Below are 25,554 nucleotides of genomic sequence, written 5' to 3'. Positions count from 1 at the left end.
CCTGGTAGTCCATCTTGCTCATTGCTAATGCCGCTCTCGAGGAAATCCCATCCCACGAGCGTCAAAACCACGATCAGAAGCTTCTTCGAGGAAGTGCGTCCACCGCACAAAAAACTGCTCTATTTCGGCCATCGGCTTTCTGGGGCCGCCTACCAGGAAGTACGGCATAAGATCTGCAATAGCCTTCTCGCCGAATTCCCGGAGAGCATCGTCGTCCAACTGGCTTAGGTACGGATTAGCACGGTAGCTAGACCGCCAGCGCTGCTCGTTGGTAAGTGGTCCAGTGCGTTGCTCGGACTTTCGCTTCATTGGCAGGTCAGTCAAGAGCTTAGCGTCTGAGGTCAGTACGGGACTGTTATTAAAGATTCCCCACTGAGCGTTGAGAGAGGACAGGAACTCCCTAGCCCAAGAGAAGCGGTCAGCTTTGTCACTTCCAATGATGATGCATGGCTGCGCCCCGCCGACCAGATGAGCCTCGGACAACAGCCAAACGGCATCCACCGACCAAGTGTCACTTTGCCGCTCTTGCATGAGGCGACTGATCTCCTTTCCCACATCGATTGGATCCAACGACTCGACGTCGGGGTTCAGCAAGACCAAGATGCCTAGAGCATCATCCAACCCAAGAAGCCGCTTAGTGTTTGCGATCTGACCCTTGGCATCTCGAAATGCGGCCTCCACGGATCGCATGATCTTTTGACGAAGACGTCGCAGTTGCTCATCCCCGTCTGGAAGGTGGGCAAGCACCTTGTGTGCAGGTGCCTGACCAAGAATCACTGGGAAGTCATTGCGCAGTCTTAGCGTCTCGAATGTGCTGTTGATCTTGTGCTGCGGGTCCCCTTGCAGGACTTTCAATTCAACAATTACGGATCGAGATCGCCACAGGTAGTCCGCACGTTGGCCACCGCGGGTGTCCAGCCGTAGATCATCGATCGCCTCTGCGCCTTCGCCCATTAGGGCGAAACTATGAAATCGAGTCTCCATGTCAGAACTGGCCATTCCAAATTCCTATCCTTGAGCACTATTTTCTGCTGCCCAGCTACCTTCGTCGATTGCGTTTAGGTCCGGGGCTGAACTTCGAATCCAACCCCTTCCGCTCGCCGGCCACATCCGGAAAGACCTCGACGATCTTGTCTGTGGCTGCTTCTATAATACCGGCACTGATCAACATGGCAACGGCTAGATACAGGCGATCTGGATCGCATTCCAAGCCCGTGCCTCGGCCATTTGTCTCCATGCGCAGGAACGAGACGGGGTGAATGTGGGAATGCTGTGACCACAGGTCCCACAGAATATCAAAGCCAGCCTTGTCCATTCCTACTAGTTCTATCAACTGGGCCCTGTCTAGGAACCACGCTTTCTTGCCGACTAGGCACTGAGCCTGTACGGGGGGAGACAAATTCAGGAAGAATGGGATGGAGCGCAGGCGCGCTTGCAACTCATCGCGCTGCTGCTCGAAGCACAGCCGCTGTTGTTCACTGCCGGAAAACATCTTCAATCGGCTGCAGCAGTCGTTGAGTTGAAGCAGCGTGACCCGCGCCCTGCCCTCGTCAAGGGCCTCGTCCGTCGGCTGCATAAAGTAATGAAAATACAAATGGCCTTCCAGCAAAGCGCGGGCGTGGCAGGCTAGTACATTAAGCCCCCACTCCTGGTGATCGCTTCTCACCCAACGGGAATAGGGCATTGCCCGCACAGCAGCGACGCCATGCGAGCACATACGCGCGAATAGATATGTCCCGTAACCCACGCAAGGCGCGGCCATGCGCCCTGCTTGGGCTTGACCTACGGCGCACGCCTCGCACACCGCCTTGTCAAGACATTCGAGTGCCAACATGTAGTCTTCTCGCGTCGACGACTCCGCCATCATCAGGCGCTGGGCGAGCGCTTCAAGGTCAATCATCCAGCCTCACTCCTACGTACCATTTAGCTAGGCCAGTGGCGCACACTGGTGTGCCTTCAGGGTTCCTCCGAATAGCCTTGATCCTAAGACGCTTCTTGATCTTATCTGGGATTTCAGGCTCGCTCATGCCGTTCCTTTACTGGAAGTTAACTAATGCGACGCGTTGATTCGTCAATTCCCGCGTCCGGCCAGATGCGGACGTCTGAAACACCCGAGTTAGTTGCGGCTGTGAGCGGCGCCGGCATCAATGATCTATTAGTCCGCTGTTGCCGCCAATTTCAAGAGGTCAGCTACAAGCATGTACGTGTACACTACATAACGATCCGCCTCATCTCGTGTGGATATGATCCCATGCGAACCCTTCTGAGCGGCTCTAAAAAGTGAGTCGAGGCGATCGCCTAGGTACTTGAGTTGAGATCCTACGATCTCTTCAGAGCGCTCTGAGGCGGAATTGTCTTCTGTAAAGCATACGAGGCGATTGATGTAGTTATCTACGCCAAGAGAAACGCGAAGTTCCTTTCCATTTACAAGTTTCGTACGTGGCGTTGCCGTAGCCGGGAACAAGTGGTCGGCCAAGTCTTGCAGGATTCGGCGGCAGCTATGGACGGCGTTGGACCAATCTTCCGGGTTGTCGGACTGCAGATTTTCGTAGACAGCAACGAACTTCTGCGCAGCCGACGGCACTGTCCCGCCGATCAGATCATCTGCCACCAGACGAATTCTTGAGAATGCATCGCCCGCGATTCCCGAGAATTTTAGCTCCAGGTTCTTTTGGAGAACGTACGAGTAGACAAATGACCTTCGAGAACTCAGTGCAGCAGACGCCCCACTGATTGATTCTTGAAGCCTTTTTCGCTCCGCCCAGTTTCCAACTCCCGAGCCAACATATTGATTTGGATTGGAAGACGATATTGAAACGCTTGGATCCCTAGCCGCGTCGATCCCGAGCTTCAAAGAGTCTAACTGAGCCTCCAAACTCTCAATCGACTCGAGTCTTGCATATGTCTTGACTTCGTCCTTGCTCTTTTTCTGGTAGGTCCTTCCGGCAAGCATTGCAAGACGCCAAACCTCTGGTGAGACTCCCCCCGGCGAAGATGTATATCCGCCACACTCATACTCAAATATCTTCTGATGGTCGAAGTCGTTGAGAAGTCTAGCCAGGCGGGTAGCCATCAAAGCGACGTTAGTCAAGGGGATTTGCGATAGCTCGATCGCTTGGAGGAGTTTCTCCGACAAGCCTGTGGCCTCAGCTAACGCCTTTGCGGATGGTTTTACTTCGGTATCCAAGGGTGCTTCTCCTACTGCCCAACTCCGAGATTAAGCCGATTCGCGCACTGAGTTCAGCGCGGAAGAAATGTTAGCCCGTAGCCCGATGCGTGAGACGCCAGCCTAACCGGGCCTGAAAACCCCGCAACAAAAAGCTACGACGAAAAGCTCGCCCCACCAAGATAATTCAGACCGGCACCTATGGCCGAGCCAATAAGAGGAAACCACTGCTTGCCGCTTGCACAGAGGGCACCATCTCGCTTCCTTGTTTTTTCTAGTTTCCTCCAGACGATTTAGGTCTGGTGCCACGATGACCTGTGCGATTGCGCCCGGCTGTAACCGTTCCATCTCGCACGAGATCCTGCTAGCGACCTATTTTTTTGGTGGGCGGCCTCGTGAATCAGGCTGCACGACTTAAGCACAAAGCACCCGATGGCGATGTTGCCTGCCTACAACATTGATCCAAGCGATCTTAGGGGGCTTGGTCTGGCTAAAAAGCCGGCGTGTAGCGGGAGCTAGCAATAGGCTCGGGGGGTGGATCAATGTTCGCTATGATCGCAAGCAAACGTTATGATGCGACTAGTTACACCACCCCCGACTGAGCATCTGCTTCCGGCCAGCAGCGGGGGGGCGAGGCCTGCACTAGCCCCCAGTCGCCAGGCGGCGTCGGCATGAATGAATCGTTAGACTGATTGACGGAACCTTCCCAGCTGACGCACGATCACCAGAGGATTGCTCGACTCATACCCGAAAAGCATCAGCGCAGAAGGTGAGTAGGAGGAATAAGGCCACTCGGCAGTCCGTGCGCCGATGTAGCACTTGGCGAAAGCTGATAGGAACGCTTCTCTTTCGATCGCTCTCTGAAAATTACTTGCCTTACAACTGCTCCTGCCTGCAAAAGACTTTGATGCAACGCATGCAGGCATGTATGACAAAGCTTTTCCATCAATTAATGCATACCATGCGCCGCAATTGCCAAGCATGTAGGGCCGGAACTCTGGACAGTCATTGGAGCAACTCCCGATCAACTCCTCGAGTTGAGATTCGTCATTCTTGATCCTACCAGAGCCGTCTGCCCTCTTGTACTGAACGAGAACGTACTTCTCTCCCACGATCTCGAACAAAAGATCCGCGCCGGAAATGTCCGTGTCCGCGGCGCCGCGTCGATGAAGTATCGTTTTTTCGATTATTACGCCATCGATATTTTCTCTAAATACTTTCTGATTGTTGGTACCTTCGCCGTAGATGAAGTCTTCCTCGTGAGGATCTCTAGCCCGCTCATCGAGGGCCCTTCTGACGCTATCGATCGTCCTCTGTCGATCTATGATGCCGTCCACCTCATGCATAACGTGAGAGATGATCTCGTGTCGCTCCATTGACTCCCCCTGTGCCTTCTAGTTCTGGATTTGACCCAGCCCCTGAAGCGGGCTCGGATTAAAAGATTGGCCGCGCCACTCACCGGGGAGGGCTTCGACCTAAACACTTGATAGGTAGAACGCTCATGAACTAGCCATTTCTGGAAAGGCATTCCTTTAGCACTAGATCTTAGAGCGACCTGATCCGGCTAACAAGACCGCGAGTAGCCGGCGAGGAATGAGGACTCGGCGACAACTGCAAGCTCGGTCCGATAGAAGTTCAGATGCCCGCTTTAAGTCGCCTGGCATCCCGCGGCCATAGGCGGAAGCGCGTCGTTACATCTTCCACACCTCGCCGCCCAATAGAGTATCGCCTTCATCGACGTTGGTCAGGAACAGAGACAATTTGTAGCCGGCAAGCCGATCATGGACGAGCCTCGGCATGGCCAAAACTGCGATTAAAGTACCCAGGCCGTTCGACAGGAGAGGAATACTCATTGTCACAATCTATTCGGCTTATGGGTAGCGGACACAAAAACGAAAAGGGCGCCTCTCGGCGCCCTCGTTCTTTCAACTCATTCCCACTCAATAGTAGCCGGCGGCTTCCCCGAGATGTCATAGACAACCCTTGAAACCCCCCGCAACTCATTGATGATCCGGTTGCTCACGGTCCCCAGGAACTCATACGGCAGATGCGCCCAATGCGCGGTCATGAAGTCAATCGTCTCCACGGCCCTTAGCGCAATCACCCACTCATAAGCCCGCGCATCACCCACCACGCCCACCGACTTCACCGGCAGGAACACGGCAAACGCCTGGCTGGTCTTGTCGTACAGATCCGCCTTGCGCAGCTCATCAATGAAGATGGCATCGGCCTTGGCCAGCAGTTCGGCGTACTCGCGCTTCACTTCGCCCAGGATACGCACGCCCAGACCCGGGCCCGGGAACGGATGGCGGTAGACCATGGTGCGCGGCAGGCCCAGCTCAACGCCCAGGCGGCGCACTTCATCCTTGAACAGCTCGCGCAGCGGCTCCACCAGGCCCAGCTTCATGTGCTCCGGCAGACCGCCCACGTTGTGGTGGCTCTTGATCACATGCGCCTTGCCGGTCTTGCTGCCGGCCGACTCGATCACGTCCGGGTAGATGGTGCCCTGCGCCAGCCACTTGGCGTTCTTCAGCTTGTTCGACTCTTCGTCGAAGATCTCAACAAACAGGTTGCCGATGATCTTGCGCTTGGCTTCCGGGTCGCTCACGCCTTCCAGCGCGTTGAAGTAGCGGTCGGCGGCGTTCACGCGCACTACCTTTACGCCCATGTGCTCGGCGAACATCGCCATCACCTGGTCGCCTTCCTGCCAGCGCAGCAGGCCGGTATCCACGAACACGCAGGTCAGCTTTTCGCCGATGGCCTTGTGCAGCAGCGCAGCCACCACCGACGAATCGACGCCACCGGACAGGCCCAGGATCACTTCGTCATCGCCCACCTGTTCGCGCACGCGGGCGATCTGGTCGTCGATGATGTTGGCGGCGGTCCACAGGGTCTGGCAGCCGCACACGTCCACCACGAAGCGGCGCAGCAGCGCCTGGCCCTGCAGGGTGTGGGTCACTTCCGGGTGGAACTGCACGCCGTACCAACGCTTTTCTTCGTTGGCCATGGCGGCCACCGGAATGCGATCGGTGGTGGCGGTGATGGTGAAGCCCGGCGGCGCAACGGAGACATGGTCGCCGTGGCTCATCCAGACATTCAGCTTCGGCTCGCCGCCGTGGTCGCTCAGGCCCTTGAACAGCGCATCCGGGTTGATGACGTTCACTTCGGCGTGGCCGAATTCGCGCTGGTCAGCGGCTTCGGTGGCACCGCCCAGCTGCGCGGCCAGGGTCTGCATGCCGTAGCAGATGCCGAAGATCGGCAGGCCGCTGTCGAACACTTCCTGCGGCGCGGCCGGGGCGCCCGGCAGCGTGGTCGATTCCGGGCCACCGGACAGGATGATGCCCTTGGCGCCAAACGCCGCGATCTCGGCCGGGTTGTGGTCCCAGGCCCAGATTTCGCAGTAGACGCCCAGCTCGCGGATGCGGCGCGCGATCAGCTGCGTGTACTGCGCGCCGAAATCGAGGATCAGGATCTTGTCGTTATGGATGTTGGTCATGGCGCCCTGGCAATGCAGTAGGGAAAACGAAACTTCGAATGCTTTTTCAACAGCAGATAGAGAAAGAGGAACGGGAATCAGCTTCCTCGTTCCTCTTTGCCCGGCCCGCGTCAGGCGCGGTAGTTCGGCGGTTCCTTGGTGATCGTCACGTCGTGGACGTGGCTCTCACGCTGGCCGGCGCCGCTGATCTTCACGAACTTGGGCTTGGTGCGCATGTCGTCGATGGTGGCGCAGCCCACGTAGCCCATGGTGGCGCGCAGGCCGCCCATCAGCTGGTGGATGATGCCGCCCACCGGGCCGCGGTACGGCACGCGGCCTTCAATGCCTTCCGGCACCAGCTTGTCGGCGGTGGCAGCGTCCTGGAAGTAACGGTCCTTCGACCCCTTTTCCATCGCGGCCAGCGAACCCATGCCGCGGTAGCTCTTGTACGAACGGCCCTGGTACAGCTCGGTCTCGCCCGGCGATTCCTCGGTACCGGCCAGCAGGCCACCGACCATGATGGTCGAGGCACCGGCGGCCAGCGCCTTGCCGATGTCGCCCGAGTAGCGGATGCCACCGTCGGCGATCAGCGGGATGCGGTCCTGCAGCGCTTCGGCCACCAGATCGATGGCGGTCACCTGCGGCACGCCCACGCCGGCAACCACGCGCGTGGTGCAGATCGAGCCCGGGCCGATGCCCACCTTCACTGCGTCCGCGCCGCTGTCCAGCAGCGCCAGTGCAGCTTCGCCGGTGCAGATGTTGCCACCGATGACCTGCACGTGCGGGAAGTTCTTCTTCACCCAGGCCACGCGGTCCAGCACGCCCTGCGAGTGGCCGTGCGCGGTATCGACCACGATCACGTCCACGCCGGCGGCAACCAGCGCTTCCACGCGGCGATCGGTATCGCCACCCACGCCGACGGCAGCGCCGACCAGCAGACGGGTCGACAGATCCTTGGCAGCGTTGGGGAAGTCGGTGTTCTTCTGGATGTCCTTCACGGTGATCAGGCCACGCAGGGCGAAATCATCGTTGACCACCAGCACCTTTTCGATGCGGTTGCGGTGCAGCAGCTGCAGCACTTCATCGCTGGCGGCGCCTTCCTTCACCGTGACCAGGCGATCCTTCTTGGTCATGATGTGGCGGACCGGATCGTCCAGCTCGGTTTCAAAGCGCATATCGCGGTGGGTCACGATACCGGCCAGCAGGCCGTCGCTGCCCACCACCGGCACGCCGGAGATGTTGTGCGCCTGGGTCAGGGCCAGCACGTCGCGGATGGTGGTTTCCGGACCGACGGTGATCGGGTCGCGGATGACACCGGCCTCGAACTTCTTGACCTTGGCCACTTCCGCTGCCTGCTGTTCCAGGCTGAGATTCTTGTGGATGATGCCCATGCCGCCGAGCTGGGCCATGGCGATGGCCAGGCGGGCTTCGGTGACGGTATCCATGGCTGCAGACAGGATCGGAAGCTTCAGCTTCAGGTCGCGAGTCAACCGCGTTTCGAGGTTGACGTCCTTGGGCAGGATGGTCGAATGGGCGGGGACGAGCGAGACGTCGTCGTAAGTGAGTGCTTCAGCCTGGATGCGCAGCATCGGCATACCCGAGATGTGGGGAAGCGCGACATTTTACCCCTTTTTCACGCCCGATGGGAGGGGGTGGATGCGACGCAGTGTCGCGCGGGCAGCGATCGGTTCAGGGGGCATCCGGGCCGGCGGCATCCCGCCTTTGGTAGGTGCCAACCTTGGTTGGCACGCACCGTCCGGCACCGGCACCCCAGATGGGCCGATGGCCCCGACGGATGTGTGCCAACCAAGGTTGGCACCTACCAGGAGCGGGTCATGCAGGCCGACACCACCCCGGTAGCGCCGGGCCATGCCCGGCGAGCGCAGTGGCGCCGTTGGGATTGGTCAGGACGCTTCCGCCGCTTCCAACGTGTTCTGCATCAACCGCGTGTGATCAACCCAACCGGAAAACCGCCTTTGGTAGGTGCCAACCTTGGTTGGCACGAACCGTCCGGCACCCGTACCCCAGATGGGCCGATGGCCCCGACGGATGTGTGCCAACCAAGGTTGGCACCTACCAGGAGCGGGTCATGCAGGCAGACACCGCCCCGGTAGCGCCGGGCCATGCCCGGCGAGCGCAGCGGCGCCGTTGGGATTGGTCAGGACGCTTCCGCCGCTTCCAACGTGTTCTGCATCAACCGCGTGTGATCAACCCAACCGGAAAACCGCCTTTGGTAGGTGCCAACCTTGGTTGGCACGATCCGTCCGGCACCGGTACCCCAGATGGGCCGATGGACCCGACGGATGTGTGCCAACCAAGGTTGGCACCTACCAGGAGCGGGCCATGCAGGCCGACACCACCCCGGTAGCGCCGGGCCATGCCCGGCGAGCGCAGCGGCGCCGCAAACATCCGCCGGGCATGGCCCGGCGCTACCCTCAGGAGGCTTCCGCCGCTTCCAACGTGTTCTGCATCAACCGCGTGTGATCAACCCAACCGGAAAACCGCCTTTGGTAGGTGCCAACCTTGGTTGGCACGATCCGCCCGGCACCGGCACCCCAGATGGGCCGATGGCCCCGACGGATGTGTGCCAACCAAGGTTGGCACCTACCAGGAGCGGGCCATGCAGGCCGACACCGCCCCGGTAGCGCCGGGCCATGCCCGGCGAGCGCAGCGGCGCCGTTGGGATTGGTCAGGAAGCTTCCGCCGCTTCCAACGTGTTCTGCATCAACGTGGCCACGGTCATCGGGCCCACGCCGCCCGGTACCGGGGTGATCCAGCTCGCGCGCTCGGCGGCGGCTTCAAACCCCACATCGCCCACTAGGCGGCCGTCGTCCAGCCGGTTGATGCCCACGTCGATCACCACGGCGCCCGGCTTCACCCATTCACCCGGCACGATGCCCGGGCGGCCCACGGCCACCACCAGGATGTCGGCGTTGCGCACGGCCTGTTCCAGCACGTCCTTGGGGGTGAACTTGTGGCAGCTGGTGACGGTGCAGCCGGCAATCAGCAGCTCCAGGCCCATCGGCCGGCCCACGTGGTTGCTCACGCCCACGATGGTGGCGTTGCGGCCGCGCACCGGCTGGTCGGTGTGGCCCAGCAGCGTGGTGATGCCGCGCGGGGTGCAGGGGCGCAGGCCGAACTCACGCAGGGCCAGATGGCCGACGTTTTCCGGGTGGAAGCCGTCCACGTCCTTGCGCGGGTCGATGCGCTGGATCAGCCGGCGCGCATCCGGGATGCCCGGCAGCGGCAGCTGGATCAGGATGCCGTTGATCTTCGGGTCGGCATTCAGCTGGTCAATCAGGTCCAGCAGCTCGGCCTCGGTGGTGCCGGCCGGCAGATCGTAGTCGTAGGCTTCAATGCCGACCTTTTCGGCCGCGCGGCGCTTGTTGCGCACGTACACGGTCGAGGCCGGGTCACCGCCCACCAGCACCACGGCCAGGCCCGGGCGGCTGCCGCCGGCGGCGACGCGGGCGTCAACGCGCACCTTCAGGCTGTCGAGCAGATCCTCGGCAATACGGCGGCCATCGAGGATGCGGGCAGGAGGCGTTGCGACGGAATCGTTCATCGAATGCGGGGGCAGGCGGCGGCGGGGACGCTATTGTCCCTGATTCAGGCCCCCTCGCCCACCGCAGGATGCGGTCAGGAAGGGGTCGGATCCCTTTGCCGCAGGCAAAGGGCTCTGACCCCGCTGGCTGCGGAGTCTACGAGGCTTGGGGTCAGAGCCCTTTCCGTTGGAAAGGGATCTGACCCCTCCCCCCTCATTCCTCTTCTTCTTCCGGCACCTGGTCGGCGTTCAACGTGCGCGCCTTGCGCTTGGGTGCGGTAAACGGCGTCGGGGTCGGTACCCCCGGCAGTGCGCTGCCGAACACCATGTGCGCACCGGCGCGCAGGCTGCCGCCGGCCATTTCCAGCTCGAAGCGCTCGGCGTCGCGTTCGCGGATCTGCTGGGCGATTTCCTGGGCGTCCTCTTCTTCGGCACCCAGTTCCATCAGCGCGGCCTGGCCGAACAGCAAGGCCGATTCGAAGGTTTCGCGAATCTGGAAATCGACGCCGGCATGGATCAACCGCAGCGAGTGCTCGCGGTCGAACGAGCGCACCAGCAGCTTGGCCTGCGGGAATTCGTGCGCCACCAATTCCACGATGCGGTCGGCGTCTTCGGCATTGTTCACGCATACCGCAATGGCACGCGCGGTGGCCGCGCCGGAGGCGTGCAGCACGTCAAGACGCGTGCCGTCGCCGTAATAGATCTTGAAACCGAAGCGCTCGGCGTTGTGGATCATGTCCACGTCGTTGTCGATGATGGTCACGTCCACGTCGCGCGCCAGCAGCGACTGGCTGGCGACCTGGCCGAAGCGGCCGAAGCCGATCAGCAGCACGCTGCCGGACAGGCCGTCGGCGGTGTCCACGCCTTCCAGGCTGACTTCCGGCTTGGGCGCCACGCGCTTGTAAACCAGCACCACCAGCGGGGTCAGTGCCATCGACAGCACCACCACGGCGGTGAAGTTGGCATTGATGTCCATGTTGATGACGCCGGCGCTGGCGGCGGCACTGAACAGCACGAAGGCGAACTCGCCGCCCTGGGCCATCAGCACGCCACGGTCCAGCGCCTGGGCGTGGTCGCTGCCCATCAGGCGCGCCACCACGTAGATGCACAGGGCCTTGGCGGCCATCAGCGCCAGCACCAGGCCGACGATCAGCGGCCAGTTGCCGGCCACCACGCCCAGGTCCAGCGCCATGCCCACGCTGAGGAAGAACAGGCCCAGCAGGATGCCGCGGAACGGTTCGATGTCCGCTTCGATCTGGTGGCGGAAGGTCGATTCGCTCAGCAGCACGCCGGCCAGGAACGCGCCCATCGCCATCGACAGGCCCGACAGCTGCATCAGCAGGGCCGCGCCCAGCACCACCAGCAGTGCGGCGGCGGTCATCACTTCGCGCGCCTTGGCTTCGGCCAGCAGGCGGAACAGCGGGTTCAGCAGGAAGCGGCCAACCAGCACCAGGCCAATGATGGCGCCGGCGCCGATGGCCACCGACAGCCAGCGCGAGCCCTCACCGTCGGCACTACCGGCGCTGGGCGCCATCCACGCCACCAGGGCCAGCAGCGGCACGATCAGCAGGTCTTCGAACAGCAGGATGGACACGATCTTCTGCCCCGACGGCAGCGCGATGTCGCCGCGCTCGGCCAGCAGCTGCATCACCACCGCGGTGGAGGTCAGCACGAAGCCGGTGGCGCCGATGAAGGCGACCTGCCAGGGCAGCCCGAACAGCTTGGCGATGCTGGTCAGCACCAGCGCGCAGGTGACGATCTGCAGCGTGCCCAGCCCGAAGATTTCCTTGCGCAGGCTCCACAGGTGCGAGGGCCGCATTTCCAGGCCGATGACGAACAGGAACATCACCACGCCCAGTTCGGCGGTGTGCAGGATCGCCTGCGGGTCGGAGAACCAGCCCAGCCCGAACGGGCCGATGGCCAGGCCGGCGGTGAAATAGCCCAGTACCGAGCCCAGGCCCAGCCTGCGGAACAGCGGCACCATGACCACCGCTGCGCCCAACAGGGCGACGACCTTGACCAGTTCGCTGGTCGCTGCTTCTACCGCCATGCGGTGTGTTCCCCAGATGCGTTGATGGGGTCAACGATAGGGGAAGTTGGTGGACGGCAATAGCATGTGCGTTGCGTTTGATTGTGCCGAAAACGGAACGATTGCGGAAACAAAACCCATCATCGTTCCGAAATCGACCCTGCGGTAGCGCCGGGCCATGCCCGGCGGATCGGTCACCCGCCCCGGCAGAACGCCGCGTAATCGATATACCCGGGGAACACCACACCCGGCGCACACACTGGGCACGTCGGGTCCTGAGCAATGGATGGACCCCGCACCAGTAGATCCACGCCATGCGTGGATGACGCGCCGCCCGGGTTCACCCGCCCCGGCAGAACGCCGCGTAATCGATATACCCGGGGAACACCACACCCGGCGCACACACTGGGCACGTCGGGTCCGGCGCAATGCGGCTTTCCCGGAACCGCATCCCCAACGCATCGAACCGCAGCAACCGCCCGACCAGCGGCTCGCCAATACCCAGCAGCAGCCTCAGCACCTCGGTGGCCTGCAGCACCCCGGCCAGGCCGGGCAGCACGCCCAGCACACCGGCCTCGGCACAGTTCGGCGCGAACTCCGGCGGTGGCGGTTCCGGGAACAGGCAGCGGTAACACGGCGCCACGCCACGCTGGCGGCCGGCATCAAACACGCTTACCTGGCCATCGAAGCGTTCGATGGCCGCATACACCAGCGGCACGGCGTGCTTGATGCAGGCATCGTTGAGCAGATAGCGCAACGGGAAGTTGTCCGATCCATCCAGCACTACGTCCACGCCCTGCAGCAGGCGATCGATGTTTTCGGACGTGACCCGCTCGCGCACGGCGTCCACGTCGATGGTCGGATTCAGCGCCAGCAGACGCTCGCGCGCCGATTCAACCTTGGCTTGGCCGACGCTGGCTTCGGTATGCACGATCTGCCGCTGCAGGTTGCTGCGCTCCACGTGGTCGTGGTCAACCAGGCGCAGATGCCCTACCCCCGCAGCCGCCAGATAGAAGCTGGCCGGTGCGCCCAGCCCACCGGCGCCGAGCACCAGCACGCGCGCCTGCTGCAGGCGCCGCTGGCCGGCCTCGCCCACCTGCGGCAGCAGCAGGTGGCGCGAGTAGCGGTCGTAGAAATCTTGATCAGCAGCGGACAGCAGCGGTTGCACCAGCGGCAGCGATTGTTCGCGCCAGGCCACGGTGCCGCCCGTCACGGAAGCCACGTTCGAATAGCCCGCCGCGATCAGCGCCTGCGCCGCATCGGCCGAACGCTTGCCGGTCTGGCAGATCAGCAGGATTTCCTGATTTGGCGCGGGCAGGTGTGCGGCCGGTTCGGCCAGCAGATCGTCCTTGGCCACGCCGCGCGCGCCCTCGGCCATGCCACCGGCACGTTCGTGCGCAGCGCGCACATCGATCAGCACCGCGCCATGGGCCAGGCGCGCGTGCGCCTGCTGCGGGGAACGCTTGGGAATGCTCATGGCGGCATTATCGCGCAGACCCTGCGTGCGGGACTGCCCCGGGGTCAGATCCCTTTTCGCAGAAAAGGGCTCTGACCCCACAAACAAAAAAGGCGGCCCTGCGGCCGCCTCTCGTGCTACTTGCCCTTCACGTGCTTCATCAAGCGCCGCTTGGCCTTCACCTGCCGCTCGGTGAGGACGTTCTTCTTGCCCTCGTACGGGTTGGTACCCTCGCGGAAGATGAAGCTCACCGGGGTGCCGATCAGCTTGAAGCGCTTGCGGAAGAAGTTTTCCAGGTAGCGCTTGTACGATTCCTGCAACTCCTTCAGGCGCGTGCCGTGCACGATGAAGGTGGGCGGGTTGGAACCGGCCGGGTGCACGTAACGCAGCTTGGAGACGTGGCCGCGGATGGTCGGCGGCGGGTTGGTCTCGTACGCCACTTCCAGCGCCTTGTTCACTTCGCTGGTGGTGAAGGTCTTGTTCGCCGATTCGTGCGCGCGGTGCACGGCGCGGAACAGTTCGCGCAGGCCCGAGCCATGCTTGGCCGAGATGCGCACCGATTCGGCCCACGGCACGAAGCCCAGCTTCAGCGACAGCAGGGTTTCGGCCTGCTCGCGCTGGTACTCGGTCAGGCCATCCCACTTGTTGATGGCGATCACCAGCGCTCGGCCGGCATCAAGCACGGCGCCCAGCACGGTGGCGTCCTGGTCGGTCACACCTTCAGTGGCGTCCAGCATCAGCACGGCCACCTGGCACTGCTCGATGGACTGCATGGTCTTGACCACCGAGAACTTCTCGACCACTTCGTCCACGCGCGAACGGCGGCGCAGGCCGGCGGTGTCGATCAGGCGGTAGTCGCGGCCGTCACGCTCCAGGTCCACCGCGATCGAGTCGCGGGTGGTGCCCGGCACGTCCGAGGCGATCATCCGCTCTTCGCCCAGGATGCGGTTCACCAGGGTCGACTTGCCCACGTTGGGGCGGCCGACGAAGGCGATGCGGATGCGGTTCGGATCGTTGTCCAGCTCTTCGCCGCTGCCTTCTTCGGGCAGGCGCTGGATCACTTCGTCCAGCAGGTCGTCCAGACCCTGGCGATGGGCGGCCGATACGGTCAGCATTTCGCCGAAGCCATAGCGGGCGAATTCCGAACGCACATTGTCCTCGTCGGTGCCGTCGATCTTGTTGATCAGCAGCAGCGTCGGGCGCGAGAGCTTGCGCAGCCAGGCCAGGATCTCATCGTCCATGGCCGAGGTGCCCTCACGGGCATCCACCACGAACAGGATCAGGTCGGCTTCGGCCGCGGCGGCACGGGCCTGGCGCGTGGTCGCGCCAGCCAGGCCTTCTTCTTCTTCGGCAATACCGCCGGTGTCGACCACCAGGAAGTGGTTGTCTTCATCCAGGCGGCACACGCCGTAGTTGCGATCGCGGGTGACGCCGGGCTGGTCATGGACCAGGGCGTCACGGGTGCGGGTCAACGCATTGAAAATGGTTGACTTGCCGACATTCGGCCGTCCAACCAGGGCGACCAAAGGCAGCATCGCGATTACTCCGTATTAATTTGCCAACCGGAAGGCGGTCAGCTTGCCATCAACGTTCTGCACCAGCAGCAATCCGTCGGCCACGATTGGCTGGGCCAGCAGGGCGTCACCGCCGCTCTTGGCCCGCGCCGCCAGTGCGCCGTCGGACGTCTGCAGCCAGTGCAGGTATCCCTTGTAGTCACCCACCACCACGTAATCGCCCTGCAGGGCCGGGCCAGTGAGCGAGCGACGGGCCAGTGCGGTCTGCGACCACATGGCAGCGCCACTGGTCTTGTCCAGGCCGAACACCCCGCCCTTGTTGTCGGTTACGAACACATTGCCCGAAGACACCGCCACGCCACCGGCACCGCCGTGGTCACGCGCCCACAGCGGGCGACCGGTCGGGCCTTCGATGGCCATGGTCTGGTTCTTGAAGCTGCTGACGAACAGCGTATTGCCTTCCAGCACCGGGGCGCCGTCGACGTCGGCCATGCGCTCCAGCTCGGTACGGCCTTCGCCGCTGGCCAGGCTCTGGTCCCACAGGGTGCGGCCGTCCTGCATGGCCAGCGCGGACACGGCGCCGTCATCCTTGCCGATGAACAGCACGCCCGGGCCGGTGACCACCGGCGCGTTGCCGCGCACGGTCAGGGCCGGCAGTTCGCTGGGGTTGAACCACTTCTGGGTGCCGTTGCCGGCATCGAAGGCGGTCACCCGGCCGTCGTTGCTGCGCACGAACACCAGGCCGTTGGCCACGGCCGGGGCGGCGATGACTTCGTTGGGCACGCGGGCGCGCCACTTTTCGCTGCCATCGTTGATGTCCAGGGCAATGACCTGGCCATCCAGCGTGCCGATCACCACCAGGTTTTCACCCACGCCGGGGCCGCCGGACAGGCGCAGTTTCGGCTTCTTCTTTTCCTTGGTCGGTTCCCAGGTCCAGACCTTCTTGCCGGTCTGCAGGTCGATGGCATGCACGCCGCCGGTAATGGCCGCGGCGAACACGTGGCCATTGGCCACCACCGGGCCCTGGCGCACGCCGATGCGCTGCTCGCCCTTGCCCAGGTTCACCGACCAGGCCTTGTTGACCTTCACGGTCGGCTCGAACTTCACCAGCTCGGCCGGTTCCTGCGCCTTCTTGGCGGCGGCATCCTTACCGGCGAACCAGCCCTTCATGGTGCTGCAGCCGGACAGCGCCATACCGAGCAGCAGCACGGAAGCGACGCGCGTGATCATGACCTTCTGACTCATCAAACCGACTCCGCAGGGGCGGCGACGGTGCCGCCAGCGTCCATAACCTTGGTTTCCAGCAGGCGCCGCTGCGGCGCTGCCACGTCCAGCGTTTTCAGCGCCTTCTCATACTGTTCGCGCGCGGCATCGCGCTTGCCCTGGGCCAGCAGCGCATCGCCGTGGATTTCCAGGCTGCTGCTGTCGGTGGCACTGCCCAGCAGCTTGATGGCCTCATCGCTCTTGCCGGTGGCCACCAGCAGGCGCGCCACGCGCTGGTCGACCACGCGCTGCAGGTCGCCTTCAACCTTGACCGCGCGCAGGGTAGCCAGCGCTTCTTCGTTCTTGCCCGCATCCACCTGGGCCTTGGCCAGCTGCAGGGCGGCCAGATCGCCGTAGATGCTGGACGGGCCAGCCTCCAGCGCCTTCACCGCCTTGGCGGCGTCGTCCAGCTTGTTCTGCTCCAAGCCGACCAGGGCTTTCTGGTATTCGACATTGGCCGTGGCCAGCTTGCCGCCCTGTTGCTGCTGCCACCACTGCCAGCCGGCAATGGCACCGATGGCGATGACTACGCCACCGATGATGCTGGCGCCATTGCTCCGCAGCCAGCTGCGGACGCGTTCACTTTGTTCGTGCTCGTCGAGCAGATCGTCGATCGCCATGCGTACTCTCGCCCCGCCCATCGGGAGGGACCATTGGGATTATCGAAGGTGGTGAAACCGCGTCTCAGTGTGAAACCGGGACTACGGAGCCTTCAGAGGATACCTGAAAGCGGGCCACGTTGGCTCGCTGGTAGGGGCTCAGATCGACGATAGCGCCGTTCTGCTGAACCTGCACCGCCGAGGCATTGCCCAGGGTGACGCGGGTTACCTGGCCGGGGGTGAAGCTGCGGCGCTCGCCGGCCTTGATCAGGGCCTTCTCGACCGTGCCGCCATCGGGGCCGGCAATATCCACCCAGCTGTCGCCACTGAACTGCATGTCCAGGTTGGCGGCGGCCGGCGCAGCGGCCGGGGCCGGGCGCGGCACCGGGGTGAGCGAGGCCACGTACGGCGCGGCCGGCTTGGCAGCCGGGGCGGCCACCGGCGCGCTGGCCACGGCGGCATCGCTGCCTGACACCGGCGGGGTGACCGGCACGGCGGCCGGAATGGCATCCAGCGAGGCGGTGCTGGGCGCCGGCGCGCTGTCGTCGAAGTGGCCGCGGGTGGCGAACCACACCGGCACCGCCAGCACGGCGGTAATGCCGACGTACAGCGCACGGCGGCCGAGGTTTTCGGCAATGCGGCGCGCACGCGGGGTATGGGTATGGCTGACCAGGGTGGGCGGTACCACCGGCCCCACCTGGGCCTGTTCCAGCAGCTGGCTGATATCCACGTTCAGCAAGCGCGCATAGCTGCGCAGCTGACCGCGCACGAACACCGGCGCACCCAGCTTCTGCCATTGTTCCTCTTCCAGCGACTTCACCACCTGGACGGGCATGCGCAGGCGCGCGCCAACGTCTTCAAGGGTCAGTCCGGCCGCCTCGCGGGCCTGGCGCAGGCGGGTGCCGCAGCCGGCCGCAGTATCGAGAGCGCTCACAGTCTGGTCATCAATCACAATGCATCAACCCTGGAGTTTAGGAGCCCGCATCCTGCGGAAATTCCTGTCGAATCCGCTGCAGATAGCGATCAGATGCCGCCTGATCGCCCAGTCGCGCTTCGATGTCAGACGCAAGTTGTAACACGGAACGCGTGGCCGGTGCAGCCGCAATCCTACGTTCGGCGAAGGCCCGCGCGGCCATGTACTGGCCCTGGCGGAAGCTGAGCTGGGCCATCGCTTCCAGCGCCACCGGGTTCTGCGGGGCGTGCTGCAGCGAGGTACGCAGGTCGCGTTCGGCACGCTCGACCTGACCGGCATCGAGCGCGCAGCCCCCGGCGTTGGCCAGTGCGGCGGCAGGGGTGGCATAGCCCGGCGCCTGCAGGGCGCGGTCGAACCAGACCAGCGATTCGGCGGCCTGGCCATGCTGGCACAGCCAGGCGGCGTAGTTGTTCAGCACATCGCCGCGCTGCGGCGCCAGTTCGGCGGCGCGGCGGAAGCCTTCGCCGGCCTGCTGCTGGCGGCCACGGCGGTCGTCCACCCCGGCCTGCAACATCAGCGCATCCACGCCATTGGGCTGGATCTTCAGCGCCTGCCGGGTCTTGCGTTCGGCCTCGTCCAGATTGCCGACCTGCAGGTCACGGGCGGCCAGCGCCAGCATGTCGTCGTACTTGAACTGCTGGCGCACGTTGGGGTCGTCGCGCACGGTGTGCACCGGGGCCACGCCGCCGGGGCCGATGGGAATTTCAGAAGTGGTGGTACAGCCGCTGGCAGCCACTGCCAGCACGCCTGCGAACAGGGCCGGCAACCGGCGGTCAGGCCGCTGCATCACTCCCCTTCCCTGCCTGCAGCGTCTTGTTGAACTCTGCCTGGCGGCGCGTGCGGTCCATCACCTGGCCCTTCAACTGGCCACAGGCCGCGTCGATGTCGTCGCCACGGGTGCGGCGGACCATGGTCAGCACGTTGCTGTCCAGCAGGATCTTCTGGAAGGCGCGGATATGCGCTTCTTCGGAACGCTCGTAGCGGGTGCCCGGGAACGGGTTGAACGGAATCAGGTTGACCTTGCCCGAGTCCCGGGCCTGCACCGCGTTGTCGAACTGGTGCATCAGGCGGGCCAGCTCGCGGGCATGCTCGGGCTTGTCGTTGATGCCCTTCATCAGGGTGTACTCGAAGGTGACCGACTCGCGGCGCTTGTTGGCGCGCAGGTAGCGGGCACACGAGGCCATCAGCTCGGCAATCGGGTACTTCTTGTTCAGCGGCACCAGCGTTTCGCGCAGCGCGTCATTCGGCGCATGCAGGGAAACAGCCAGCGACACGTCGCTTTCGGCGGACAGGCGATCGATCTGCGGGACCAGCCCGGACGTCGAAAGCGTCACGCGCTTGTTGGCCAGGCCGTAGCCCAGGTCGTCGCGCATCACGCTCATGGCGCGCACGACGTTGTCGAAATTCATCAACGGCTCGCCCATGCCCATCATCACCACGTTGGTGAGGCGGCGCATCTGGTGCGGCACGTTGCCCAGATGGCGCGCGGCCACCCACACCTGGCCGATGATCTCGGCGGTGGTCAGGTTGCGGTTGAAGCCCTGGGTAGCGGTGGAGCAGAACGTGCAGTTCAGGCCGCAACCGACCTGCGAGGACACGCACAGCGTGCCGCGGGTCTTGTCGGGGATGTACACGGTCTCGATGGCGTTCTTGCCATCCACGCCCATCGCCAGCAGCCACTTGTGGGTGCCGTCGGCGGAGGGCTTGTCGAACACGATGTTGGGAACAACGACCTCGGCATGGGCCTGCAGCTTGGCGCGCAGGACCTTGCCGAGATCGGTCATTTCATCGAAATCGGTGACGTAGCGATGGTGGATCCACTTCATCACCTGATGGGCACGGAATTTCTTTTCGCCGAGTTTTTCGACGAAAAACTGTTCCAGGCCCGCGCGATCGAGGTCGAGCAGGTTCTGCTTGCCAGCCGTGGGTGCCGACTTCGGCAGCGGCTGGATGGCGGGGGACTGTACGACCTCGTTCACGGCATCACTCTCAGCGCGAAACGACTTCGGTGGCGGCGAAGAAGTAGGCCACTTCAATGGCGGCATTCTCGACCGAGTCCGAGCCGTGGGCGGCGTTGGCATCGATGGAATCGGCGAAGTCGGCGCGGATGGTGCCCGGCGCAGCGTCCTTCGGGTTGGTGGCGCCCAGCAGGTCGCGGTGGGCCAGGACGGCGTTTTCGCCTTCCAGGGCCTGGATCATCACCGGGCCGGAGATCATGAACTCGACCAGCGCGTTGAAGAACGGACGCTCGCGGTGCACGGCGTAGAAGCCTTCGGCTTCACGGCGCGACAGCTGCTTGTACTTGGCGGCCACGACCTTCAGGCCGGCCTTCTCGAAGCGGGCGTAGATTTCGCCGATGACGTTCTTGGCAACGGCGTCCGGCTTGATGATCGAAAGGGTGCGCTCCAGCGCCATGGGATGTCTCCAATGGAATCGGGCCGCTGATGGCCCGAAGGGTAACATGAAAAAAACCCGCGTCGGGACGCGGGCTTAGCCTGATAAACGTGCGCGGATTGTAAAAGATCCCGCGTAGTAGTGCCAGCCCATGGCTGGCAGCCGCCCGGCCGCCCGGGGTCAGATCCCCGCAGGGGCTCTGACCCCCTTCCCCAGCCCAGCCAAGGGTCCCACCCCAGGGGTCAGATCCCCGCAGGGGCTCTGACCCCACCACGACCCGCCCGGCCATGGGGTCGGAGCCCCTTCGGCATCCGACCCCACCTCCCGCCCCCTGCGGGTGAACGCCCTCTAACTCGTCCGGCAATTTTGCTGCACTGCAAAATGCCATACGCCCCCGTCTGGTCCTAGTATCAAACAATCGTTTGATTAAGGTCCGCCGCCCCATGGCCAAACCCGCCCACTTCTCGACCAAGGACCGGATCCTCGGTGCCGCCGAGGAGCTGTTCGCCCAGCACGGGTTCGCCGGCACGTCCCTGCGCCAGGTCACCAGCCAGGCCGATGTGAACATCGCGGCGGTGAACTACCACTTCGGATCCAAGGAAAACCTGGTCAACGAGGTGTTCCGCCGCCGCATGGACGAAATGACCGCCGCGCGCCTGGCCCAGCTCGAGCGCGCCCGCAGCGAACACCCCGGCCAGCTGCGCCCGGTGCTGGCCGCCTTCGTGGAACCGGCACTGGCCATGGCCCAGGACCGCCAGAGCGGCGGCGCCTTCGTGCGCGTGATCGCCCGCGCCTACGCCGAAAAGAACGACAACCTGCGCAAGTTCCTGTCCGACCACTACGGCCACGTGCTGCGCGCGTTCGGCAAAGCCATTGCCGAGTGCGTGCCCGGCCTGAGCAAGGAAGAGCTGTACTGGCGGCTGGATTTCCTGGCCGGCTCGCTCACCTACGCCATGGCCGACTTCGGGCTGATCAAGCGACCCGCCGGTGTCACCGAAGCGGCGCATCGTGCCCATGCCGCCCACGAACTGATCCATTTCGCCGAAGCCGGTTTCCGCGCCGCCGCACGCGACAGCGCCCTGCCCGCTTCCATTGATTCCACCCAGTAACTGCTGACCAACAAAGGCCCTACACCATGTCCAATTCCCTGCTAGTCCGCCGCGCCGCCGTGCTGGGTGCCGGCGTCATGGGTGCCCAGATCGCCGCCCACCTGACCAACGCCGGCGTCGATACCGTGCTGTTCGACCTGCCTGCCAAGGAAGGTCCGGCCGATGGCATCGTGCTGAAGGCAATCGCCAACCTGGGCAAGCTGAGCCCGGCGCCGCTGGCCAGCAAGTCGCTGGCCGAAGCCATCACCCCCGGCAACTACGAAACCAGCCTGGAACAGCTGAAGGACTGCGACCTGATCATCGAGGCCATTGCCGAGCGCATGGACTGGAAGCAGGACCTGTACAAGAAGATCGCCCCGTTCGTGGCCGACCACGCGGTGCTGGCCTCCAACACCTCCGGCCTGGGCATCAACAAGCTGGCTGACGTGCTGCCCGAGCAGCTGCGCCACCGTTTCTGCGGCGTGCACTTCTTCAACCCGCCGCGCTACATGCACCTGGCCGAACTGATTCCGGCCACCACCACCGACAAGGCGGTGCTGGAAGGCCTGGAAGCCTTCCTGGTCACCACCCTGGGCAAGGGCGTGGTGTACGCCAAGGACACCCCGAACTTCATCGGCAACCGCATCGGCGTGTTCTCGATCCTGTCCACCATCCACCACACCCAGCAGTTCGGCCTGGGCTTCGATGAAGTGGACGGCCTGACCGGTCCGCTGGTGGGCCGCCCGAAGTCGGCCACCTACCGCACCTCCGACGTGGTCGGCCTGGACACCATGGCCCACGTCATCAAGACCATGGGCGACACCCTGCCCAACGACCCGTGGCATGAATTCTTCAAGTCGCCGAAGTGGCTGGACGCGCTGATCAGCAAGGGCGCGCTGGGCCAGAAGACCGGCGCCGGCATCTTCCGCAAGGTCGGCAAGGACATCGTGGTGCTGGACCTGGAAAAGCAGGACTACCGCGCCGCCGATCGCACTGCAGCCCCGGAAGTGGTCGAGATCCTGAAGATCAAGAACCCGGCCGAAAAGTTCGCCAAGCTGCGCGAGAGCCAGCACCCGCAGGCGCAGTTCCTGTGGGCGACCTTCCGCGACCTGTTCCACTACAGCGCCTACCACCTGGCCGATATCGCCGAAACCGCGCGCGACGTCGACCTGGCCATCCGCTGGGGCTACGGCTGGTCGCTGGGCCCGTTCGAAACCTGGCAGGCCGCTGGCTGGAAGCAGGTGGCGCAGTGGATTGCCGATGACATCGTGGCCGGCAAGAGCATGAGCAGCGCCCCGCTGCCGGATTGGGTGTTCGATGGCCGCGACGGCGTGCACGCCGCCGAGGGCAGCTACAGCCCGTCGCGCAACGCCAAGCTGCCGCGCTCGTCGCTGCCGGTGTACCAGCGCCAGCGCTTCCCCGATCCGCTGCTGGGCGAGCAGTTCGCCCCGGGCGAGACCGTGTTCGAGAACGACGGCCTGCGCATGTGGCACGACGGTGATGGCATTGCCGTGGTCAGCTTCAAGACCAAGATGAACACCGTGTCCGACCAGGTGCTTGATGGCCTGCAGGAATGCGTCAGCCGCGCCGAGAAGGACTTCCAGGGCCTGGTGATCTGGCAGCAGAAGGAACCCTTCTCCGCCGGTGCCGACCTGGCTGGCGCGCTGGGCCTGCTGCAGGCCGGCAAGGTCGACCAGTTCGAAGAGATGGTGGCCAACTTCCAGCGCACCAGCCAGCGCATCAAGTACTCGCTGGTGCCGGTGGTGGCCGCGGTGCGTGGCCTGGCCCTGGGCGGTGGCTGCGAATTCCAGATGCACAGCGCCAAGACCGTGGCCTTCCTGGAAAGCTACATCGGCCTGGTCGAAGCCGGCGTAGGCCTGCTGCCGGCCGGTGGCGGCCTGAAGGAACTGGCCGTGCGCGCCTCGCAGGCCGCTGGCCCCGGCGGTGATGTGTTCGCCGAACTGAAGAAGACCTTCGAGACCGTGGCGATGGCCAAGGTGTCCAACTCGGCGGTCAACGCCAAGGAACTGGGCCTGCTGCGCAGCACCGACAAGGTGGTGTTCAACAGCTACGAGGCGCTGTACATCGCCAAGGCCGAAGCACGTGCGCTGGCCGAAGCCGGTTACCGCCCGCCGCTGCCGGCACGCCGCATCCAGGTGGCCGGTGACGTGGGCATCGCCACCTTCAAGATGATGCTGGTCAACATGCTGGAAGGCCGCTTCATCAGCCCGTACGACTACGAGATTGCCGAGCGCATTGCCACCGTGCTGTGCGGCGGCAAGGTCGACCGCGGCACCCTGGTGGACGAAGAGTGGCTGCTGACCCTGGAGCGCAAGCATTTCGTTGAACTGGCCCAGCAGGAAAAGACCCAGGCCCGCATCGCGCACATGCTGAAGACCGGCAAGCCGCTGCGTAACTGATCGCCCTGCTTCTGGTAGGTGCCCACCTTTGTGGGCACACCCTCTGCCCCGGTGGGTGCCGACCGTTGGTCGGCACTCCTCCGCCTCTGGTAGGTGCCCACCTTGGTGGGCACACCGGCAAAACCCATTCAAGAGATCACTGCAATGACCAAGCAAATCCAGGACGCCTACATCGTCGCCGCCACCCGTACCCCGGTAGGCAAGGCGCCCAAGGGCATGTTCCGCAACACCCGCCCCGACGACATGCTTGCGCACGTGCTGCGCAGCGTCGTCGCCCAGGCCCCGGGCGTGGACGTGAACCGTATCGATGACGCCATCATCGGCTGCGCCATGCCCGAAGCCGAGCAAGGCATGAACGTGGCGCGCATCGGCGTGCTGCTGGCCGGCCTGCCCAACACCATCGCCGCGCAGACCGTGAACCGCTTCTGCTCGTCTGGCCTGCAGGCCGTGGCGCAGGCTGCCGATGCGATCCGCCTGGGCAACGCCGACCTGATGCTGGCCGGCGGCACCGAATCGATGTCGATGGTGCCGATGATGGGCAACAAGATCGCGATGGCACCGAGCGTGTTCGACAACGACCACGTGGCCATTGCCTACGGCATGGGCATCACCGCCGAGAAGGTGGCCGAAGAGTGGAAGGTCTCGCGCGAAGAGCAGGACGCCTTCGCCCTGGCCTCGCACCAGAAGGCCATGGCCGCCATCCAGAACGGCGAGTTCAAGGATGAGATCAGCCCGTACGAGATCGTCTCGCACCTGCCGGACCTGGCCGATGGCCAGCGCATCATCACCCGCAACAAGATTGCCGACACCGACGAAGGCCCGCGGCCGGACTCGTCCGCTGAAGGCCTGGCCAAGCTGCGCCCGGTGTTCCGCAACGGCCAGTTCGGCGGCACCGTCACCGCCGGCAACTCGTCGCAGATGAGCGATGGCGCCGGCGCGGTGCTGCTGGCTTCGGAACAGGCGATCAAGGATTACGGCCTGACCCCGCTGGCCCGCTTCGTCAGCTTCTCGGTGGCCGGGGTGCGCCCGGAAGTGATGGGCATCGGCCCGATCGCCGCGATTCCGAAGGCACTGAAGCAGGCCGGCCTGACCCAGGACCAGCTGGACTGGATCGAACTGAACGAAGCCTTCGCCGCGCAGTCGCTGGCGGTGATCCGCGATTGCGGCCTGGACCCGAGCAAGGTGAACCCGCTGGGCGGCGCGATCGCTCTGGGCCACCCGCTGGGTGCGACCGGCGCGATCCGCACCGCCACCCTGCTGCACGGCCTGCGCCGTCGCCAGCAGAAGTACGGCATGGTGACCATGTGCATCGGCACCGGCATGGGCGCCGCGGGTATTTTCGAAGCGCTGTAAGGCTGACCGCCTGGGGTCAGAGCCCTTTGCTACGCAAAGGGATCTGACCCCGATCCACCCGCTTCGTCTCGCAGTAGATCCACGCCATGCGTGGATGGTTTCGGGTGTGGGGTCAGATCCACGAAAAAAGGCAGCCAATGGCTGCCTTTTTTGCTTTTGCCCCTGCCCTTGATTCCGCCCTTCCCGTCCGCGCGCGCAGGAAACCTGGCAGGCGGGATGGGTGGGCCTTTGCAGGACCGCTGGCGCCATGGATGGCGCCAACGAGCCCCCATGGACGGGT

The 25,554-nt window shown here is 64.0% G+C and carries 21 protein-coding genes; 4 read left to right on the top strand and 17 right to left on the bottom strand.

From position 1 onward, the window contains the following. Nucleotides 1–24: 24 nt before the first annotated feature. From C1930_RS08820 to guaB, 7 genes are all read right to left on the bottom strand, one after another. The gene (locus C1930_RS08820; RefSeq protein ID WP_108771508.1) at nt 25–999 is read right to left on the bottom strand and encodes a hypothetical protein; all 975 of its coding nucleotides are present in this window, start codon (nt 997–999) and stop codon (nt 25–27) included. A 40-nt stretch (nt 1,000–1,039) separates the two neighbouring features. Beyond that, nucleotides 1,040–1,900 (bottom strand): hypothetical protein, encoded by an 861-nt coding sequence (locus C1930_RS08815; RefSeq protein ID WP_108771507.1) that lies wholly within the window; start codon nt 1,898–1,900, stop codon nt 1,040–1,042. A gap of 255 nt (nt 1,901–2,155) precedes the next feature. Beyond that, nucleotides 2,156–3,187 carry a hypothetical protein gene (locus C1930_RS20210; RefSeq protein WP_199912420.1) on the bottom strand — a complete coding sequence of 344 codons (1,032 nt, stop codon included), beginning with the start codon at nt 3,185–3,187 and terminating at the stop codon, nt 2,156–2,158. 662 nt (nt 3,188–3,849) lie between these two features. Then, nucleotides 3,850–4,542, bottom strand: a complete 693-nt coding sequence (locus C1930_RS20205; RefSeq protein ID WP_159093575.1) for a hypothetical protein — start codon at nt 4,540–4,542, stop codon at nt 3,850–3,852. Nucleotides 4,543–4,857: 315 nt separating this feature from the next. After that, nucleotides 4,858–5,019 (bottom strand): hypothetical protein, encoded by a 162-nt coding sequence (locus C1930_RS20200; protein ID WP_159093574.1) that lies wholly within the window; start codon nt 5,017–5,019, stop codon nt 4,858–4,860. A 77-nt stretch (nt 5,020–5,096) separates the two neighbouring features. Continuing rightward, complete coding sequence (guaA, locus tag C1930_RS08800) at nt 5,097–6,662, bottom strand: glutamine-hydrolyzing GMP synthase (protein WP_108771505.1); 1,566 nt, start codon at nt 6,660–6,662, stop codon at nt 5,097–5,099. A gap of 110 nt (nt 6,663–6,772) precedes the next feature. After that, nucleotides 6,773–8,230: an IMP dehydrogenase gene (gene guaB / locus C1930_RS08795; RefSeq protein WP_108747812.1), complete on the bottom strand. Its 1,458-nt coding sequence runs from the start codon at nt 8,228–8,230 to the stop codon at nt 6,773–6,775. Nucleotides 8,231–8,984: 754 nt separating this feature from the next. Here guaB and C1930_RS20195 point away from each other — a divergent pair. Further along, nucleotides 8,985–9,125, top strand: coding sequence for a hypothetical protein (locus C1930_RS20195; protein WP_159093573.1), 141 nt, complete (start codon nt 8,985–8,987; stop codon nt 9,123–9,125). A 205-nt stretch (nt 9,126–9,330) separates the two neighbouring features. On the opposite strand, the gene folD is transcribed toward C1930_RS20195, so the two are convergent. The 10 genes from folD to ndk form a co-directional block, all read right to left on the bottom strand. Beyond that, a complete protein-coding gene (folD, locus tag C1930_RS08790; protein ID WP_108755993.1) occupies nt 9,331–10,206 on the bottom strand; it encodes a bifunctional methylenetetrahydrofolate dehydrogenase/methenyltetrahydrofolate cyclohydrolase FolD in 876 nt (291 codons plus the stop codon). A 193-nt stretch (nt 10,207–10,399) separates the two neighbouring features. Continuing rightward, nucleotides 10,400–12,235 (bottom strand): monovalent cation:proton antiporter-2 (CPA2) family protein, encoded by a 1,836-nt coding sequence (locus tag C1930_RS08785; RefSeq protein WP_108752883.1) that lies wholly within the window; start codon nt 12,233–12,235, stop codon nt 10,400–10,402. Between the two features lie 319 nt (nt 12,236–12,554). Next, a complete protein-coding gene (gene moeB, locus C1930_RS08780; RefSeq protein ID WP_267895994.1) occupies nt 12,555–13,709 on the bottom strand; it encodes a molybdopterin-synthase adenylyltransferase MoeB in 1,155 nt (384 codons plus the stop codon). Nucleotides 13,710–13,807: 98 nt separating this feature from the next. Continuing rightward, the gene (gene der / locus C1930_RS08775) at nt 13,808–15,205 is read right to left on the bottom strand and encodes a ribosome biogenesis GTPase Der (RefSeq protein ID WP_108752881.1); all 1,398 of its coding nucleotides are present in this window, start codon (nt 15,203–15,205) and stop codon (nt 13,808–13,810) included. Nucleotides 15,206–15,220: 15 nt separating this feature from the next. Then, entirely contained in the window at nt 15,221–16,429 is a 1,209-nt protein-coding gene (bamB, locus tag C1930_RS08770) for an outer membrane protein assembly factor BamB (RefSeq protein ID WP_108752880.1), read from the bottom strand. Further along, nucleotides 16,429–17,067: a tetratricopeptide repeat protein gene (locus tag C1930_RS08765; protein WP_108755991.1), complete on the bottom strand. Its 639-nt coding sequence runs from the start codon at nt 17,065–17,067 to the stop codon at nt 16,429–16,431. The genes bamB and C1930_RS08765 overlap by 1 nt, the downstream gene beginning before the upstream one ends. 64 nt (nt 17,068–17,131) lie before the next feature. Further along, nucleotides 17,132–17,998 (bottom strand): RodZ domain-containing protein, encoded by an 867-nt coding sequence (locus C1930_RS08760; protein WP_108771503.1) that lies wholly within the window; start codon nt 17,996–17,998, stop codon nt 17,132–17,134. A gap of 19 nt (nt 17,999–18,017) precedes the next feature. After that, complete coding sequence (gene pilW, locus C1930_RS08755) at nt 18,018–18,806, bottom strand: type IV pilus biogenesis/stability protein PilW (protein WP_108771502.1); 789 nt, start codon at nt 18,804–18,806, stop codon at nt 18,018–18,020. Continuing rightward, nucleotides 18,793–19,998: a 23S rRNA (adenine(2503)-C(2))-methyltransferase RlmN gene (rlmN, locus tag C1930_RS08750; protein ID WP_107232307.1), complete on the bottom strand. Its 1,206-nt coding sequence runs from the start codon at nt 19,996–19,998 to the stop codon at nt 18,793–18,795. Before rlmN ends, pilW begins: the two co-directional genes overlap by 14 nt. A 10-nt stretch (nt 19,999–20,008) precedes the next feature. After that, nucleotides 20,009–20,434 (bottom strand): nucleoside-diphosphate kinase, encoded by a 426-nt coding sequence (gene ndk / locus C1930_RS08745; RefSeq protein ID WP_108749396.1) that lies wholly within the window; start codon nt 20,432–20,434, stop codon nt 20,009–20,011. 422 nt (nt 20,435–20,856) lie between these two features. Between ndk and C1930_RS08740 the strand changes: the two genes are divergently transcribed. The 3 genes from C1930_RS08740 (at nt 20,857) to C1930_RS08730 (ending at nt 25,274) form a co-directional block, all read left to right on the top strand. Continuing rightward, a complete protein-coding gene (locus tag C1930_RS08740; protein ID WP_108752876.1) occupies nt 20,857–21,522 on the top strand; it encodes a TetR family transcriptional regulator in 666 nt (221 codons plus the stop codon). Between the two features lie 26 nt (nt 21,523–21,548). Continuing rightward, nucleotides 21,549–23,921, top strand: a complete 2,373-nt coding sequence (locus C1930_RS08735) for a 3-hydroxyacyl-CoA dehydrogenase/enoyl-CoA hydratase family protein (protein WP_108771501.1) — start codon at nt 21,549–21,551, stop codon at nt 23,919–23,921. Between the two features lie 144 nt (nt 23,922–24,065). Further along, the gene (locus C1930_RS08730; RefSeq protein WP_108752874.1) at nt 24,066–25,274 is read left to right on the top strand and encodes an acetyl-CoA C-acyltransferase; all 1,209 of its coding nucleotides are present in this window, start codon (nt 24,066–24,068) and stop codon (nt 25,272–25,274) included. Nucleotides 25,275–25,554: the final 280 nt, after the last annotated feature.

It is taken from the genome of Stenotrophomonas sp. SAU14A_NAIMI4_8, from assembly GCF_003086695.1.
Lineage (GTDB): Bacteria > Pseudomonadota > Gammaproteobacteria > Xanthomonadales > Xanthomonadaceae > Stenotrophomonas.
The sequence above is the reverse complement of the archived record's forward strand: the minus strand, read 5'-3'. Positions and strand labels throughout refer to the sequence as shown.

Excerpts from the sequence above, each read along its gene's own strand:
- C1930_RS08820 (WP_108771508.1), bottom strand. The coding sequence starts at position 999 with ATGGCCAGTTCTGACATGGAGACTCGATTTCATAGTTTCGCCCTAATG.
- C1930_RS08740 (WP_108752876.1), top strand. The coding sequence starts at position 20,857 with ATGGCCAAACCCGCCCACTTCTCGACCAAGGACCGGATCCTCGGTGCC.
- guaB (WP_108747812.1), bottom strand. The coding sequence starts at position 8,230 with ATGCTGCGCATCCAGGCTGAAGCACTCACTTACGACGACGTCTCGCTC.
- guaA (WP_108771505.1), bottom strand. The coding sequence starts at position 6,662 with ATGACCAACATCCATAACGACAAGATCCTGATCCTCGATTTCGGCGCG.
- ndk (WP_108749396.1), bottom strand. The coding sequence starts at position 20,434 with ATGGCGCTGGAGCGCACCCTTTCGATCATCAAGCCGGACGCCGTTGCC.
- C1930_RS20200 (WP_159093574.1), bottom strand. The coding sequence starts at position 5,019 with ATGAGTATTCCTCTCCTGTCGAACGGCCTGGGTACTTTAATCGCAGTT.
- bamB (WP_108752880.1), bottom strand. The coding sequence starts at position 16,429 with ATGAGTCAGAAGGTCATGATCACGCGCGTCGCTTCCGTGCTGCTGCTC.
- C1930_RS20195 (WP_159093573.1), top strand. The coding sequence starts at position 8,985 with ATGCAGGCCGACACCACCCCGGTAGCGCCGGGCCATGCCCGGCGAGCG.
- folD (WP_108755993.1), bottom strand. The coding sequence starts at position 10,206 with ATGAACGATTCCGTCGCAACGCCTCCTGCCCGCATCCTCGATGGCCGC.
- C1930_RS08730 (WP_108752874.1), top strand. The coding sequence starts at position 24,066 with ATGACCAAGCAAATCCAGGACGCCTACATCGTCGCCGCCACCCGTACC.
- der (WP_108752881.1), bottom strand. The coding sequence starts at position 15,205 with ATGCTGCCTTTGGTCGCCCTGGTTGGACGGCCGAATGTCGGCAAGTCA.
- pilW (WP_108771502.1), bottom strand. The coding sequence starts at position 18,806 with ATGCAGCGGCCTGACCGCCGGTTGCCGGCCCTGTTCGCAGGCGTGCTG.
- C1930_RS08815 (WP_108771507.1), bottom strand. The coding sequence starts at position 1,900 with ATGATTGACCTTGAAGCGCTCGCCCAGCGCCTGATGATGGCGGAGTCG.
- C1930_RS08735 (WP_108771501.1), top strand. The coding sequence starts at position 21,549 with ATGTCCAATTCCCTGCTAGTCCGCCGCGCCGCCGTGCTGGGTGCCGGC.
- C1930_RS08765 (WP_108755991.1), bottom strand. The coding sequence starts at position 17,067 with ATGGCGATCGACGATCTGCTCGACGAGCACGAACAAAGTGAACGCGTC.
- C1930_RS08785 (WP_108752883.1), bottom strand. The coding sequence starts at position 12,235 with ATGGCGGTAGAAGCAGCGACCAGCGAACTGGTCAAGGTCGTCGCCCTG.
- C1930_RS20205 (WP_159093575.1), bottom strand. The coding sequence starts at position 4,542 with ATGGAGCGACACGAGATCATCTCTCACGTTATGCATGAGGTGGACGGC.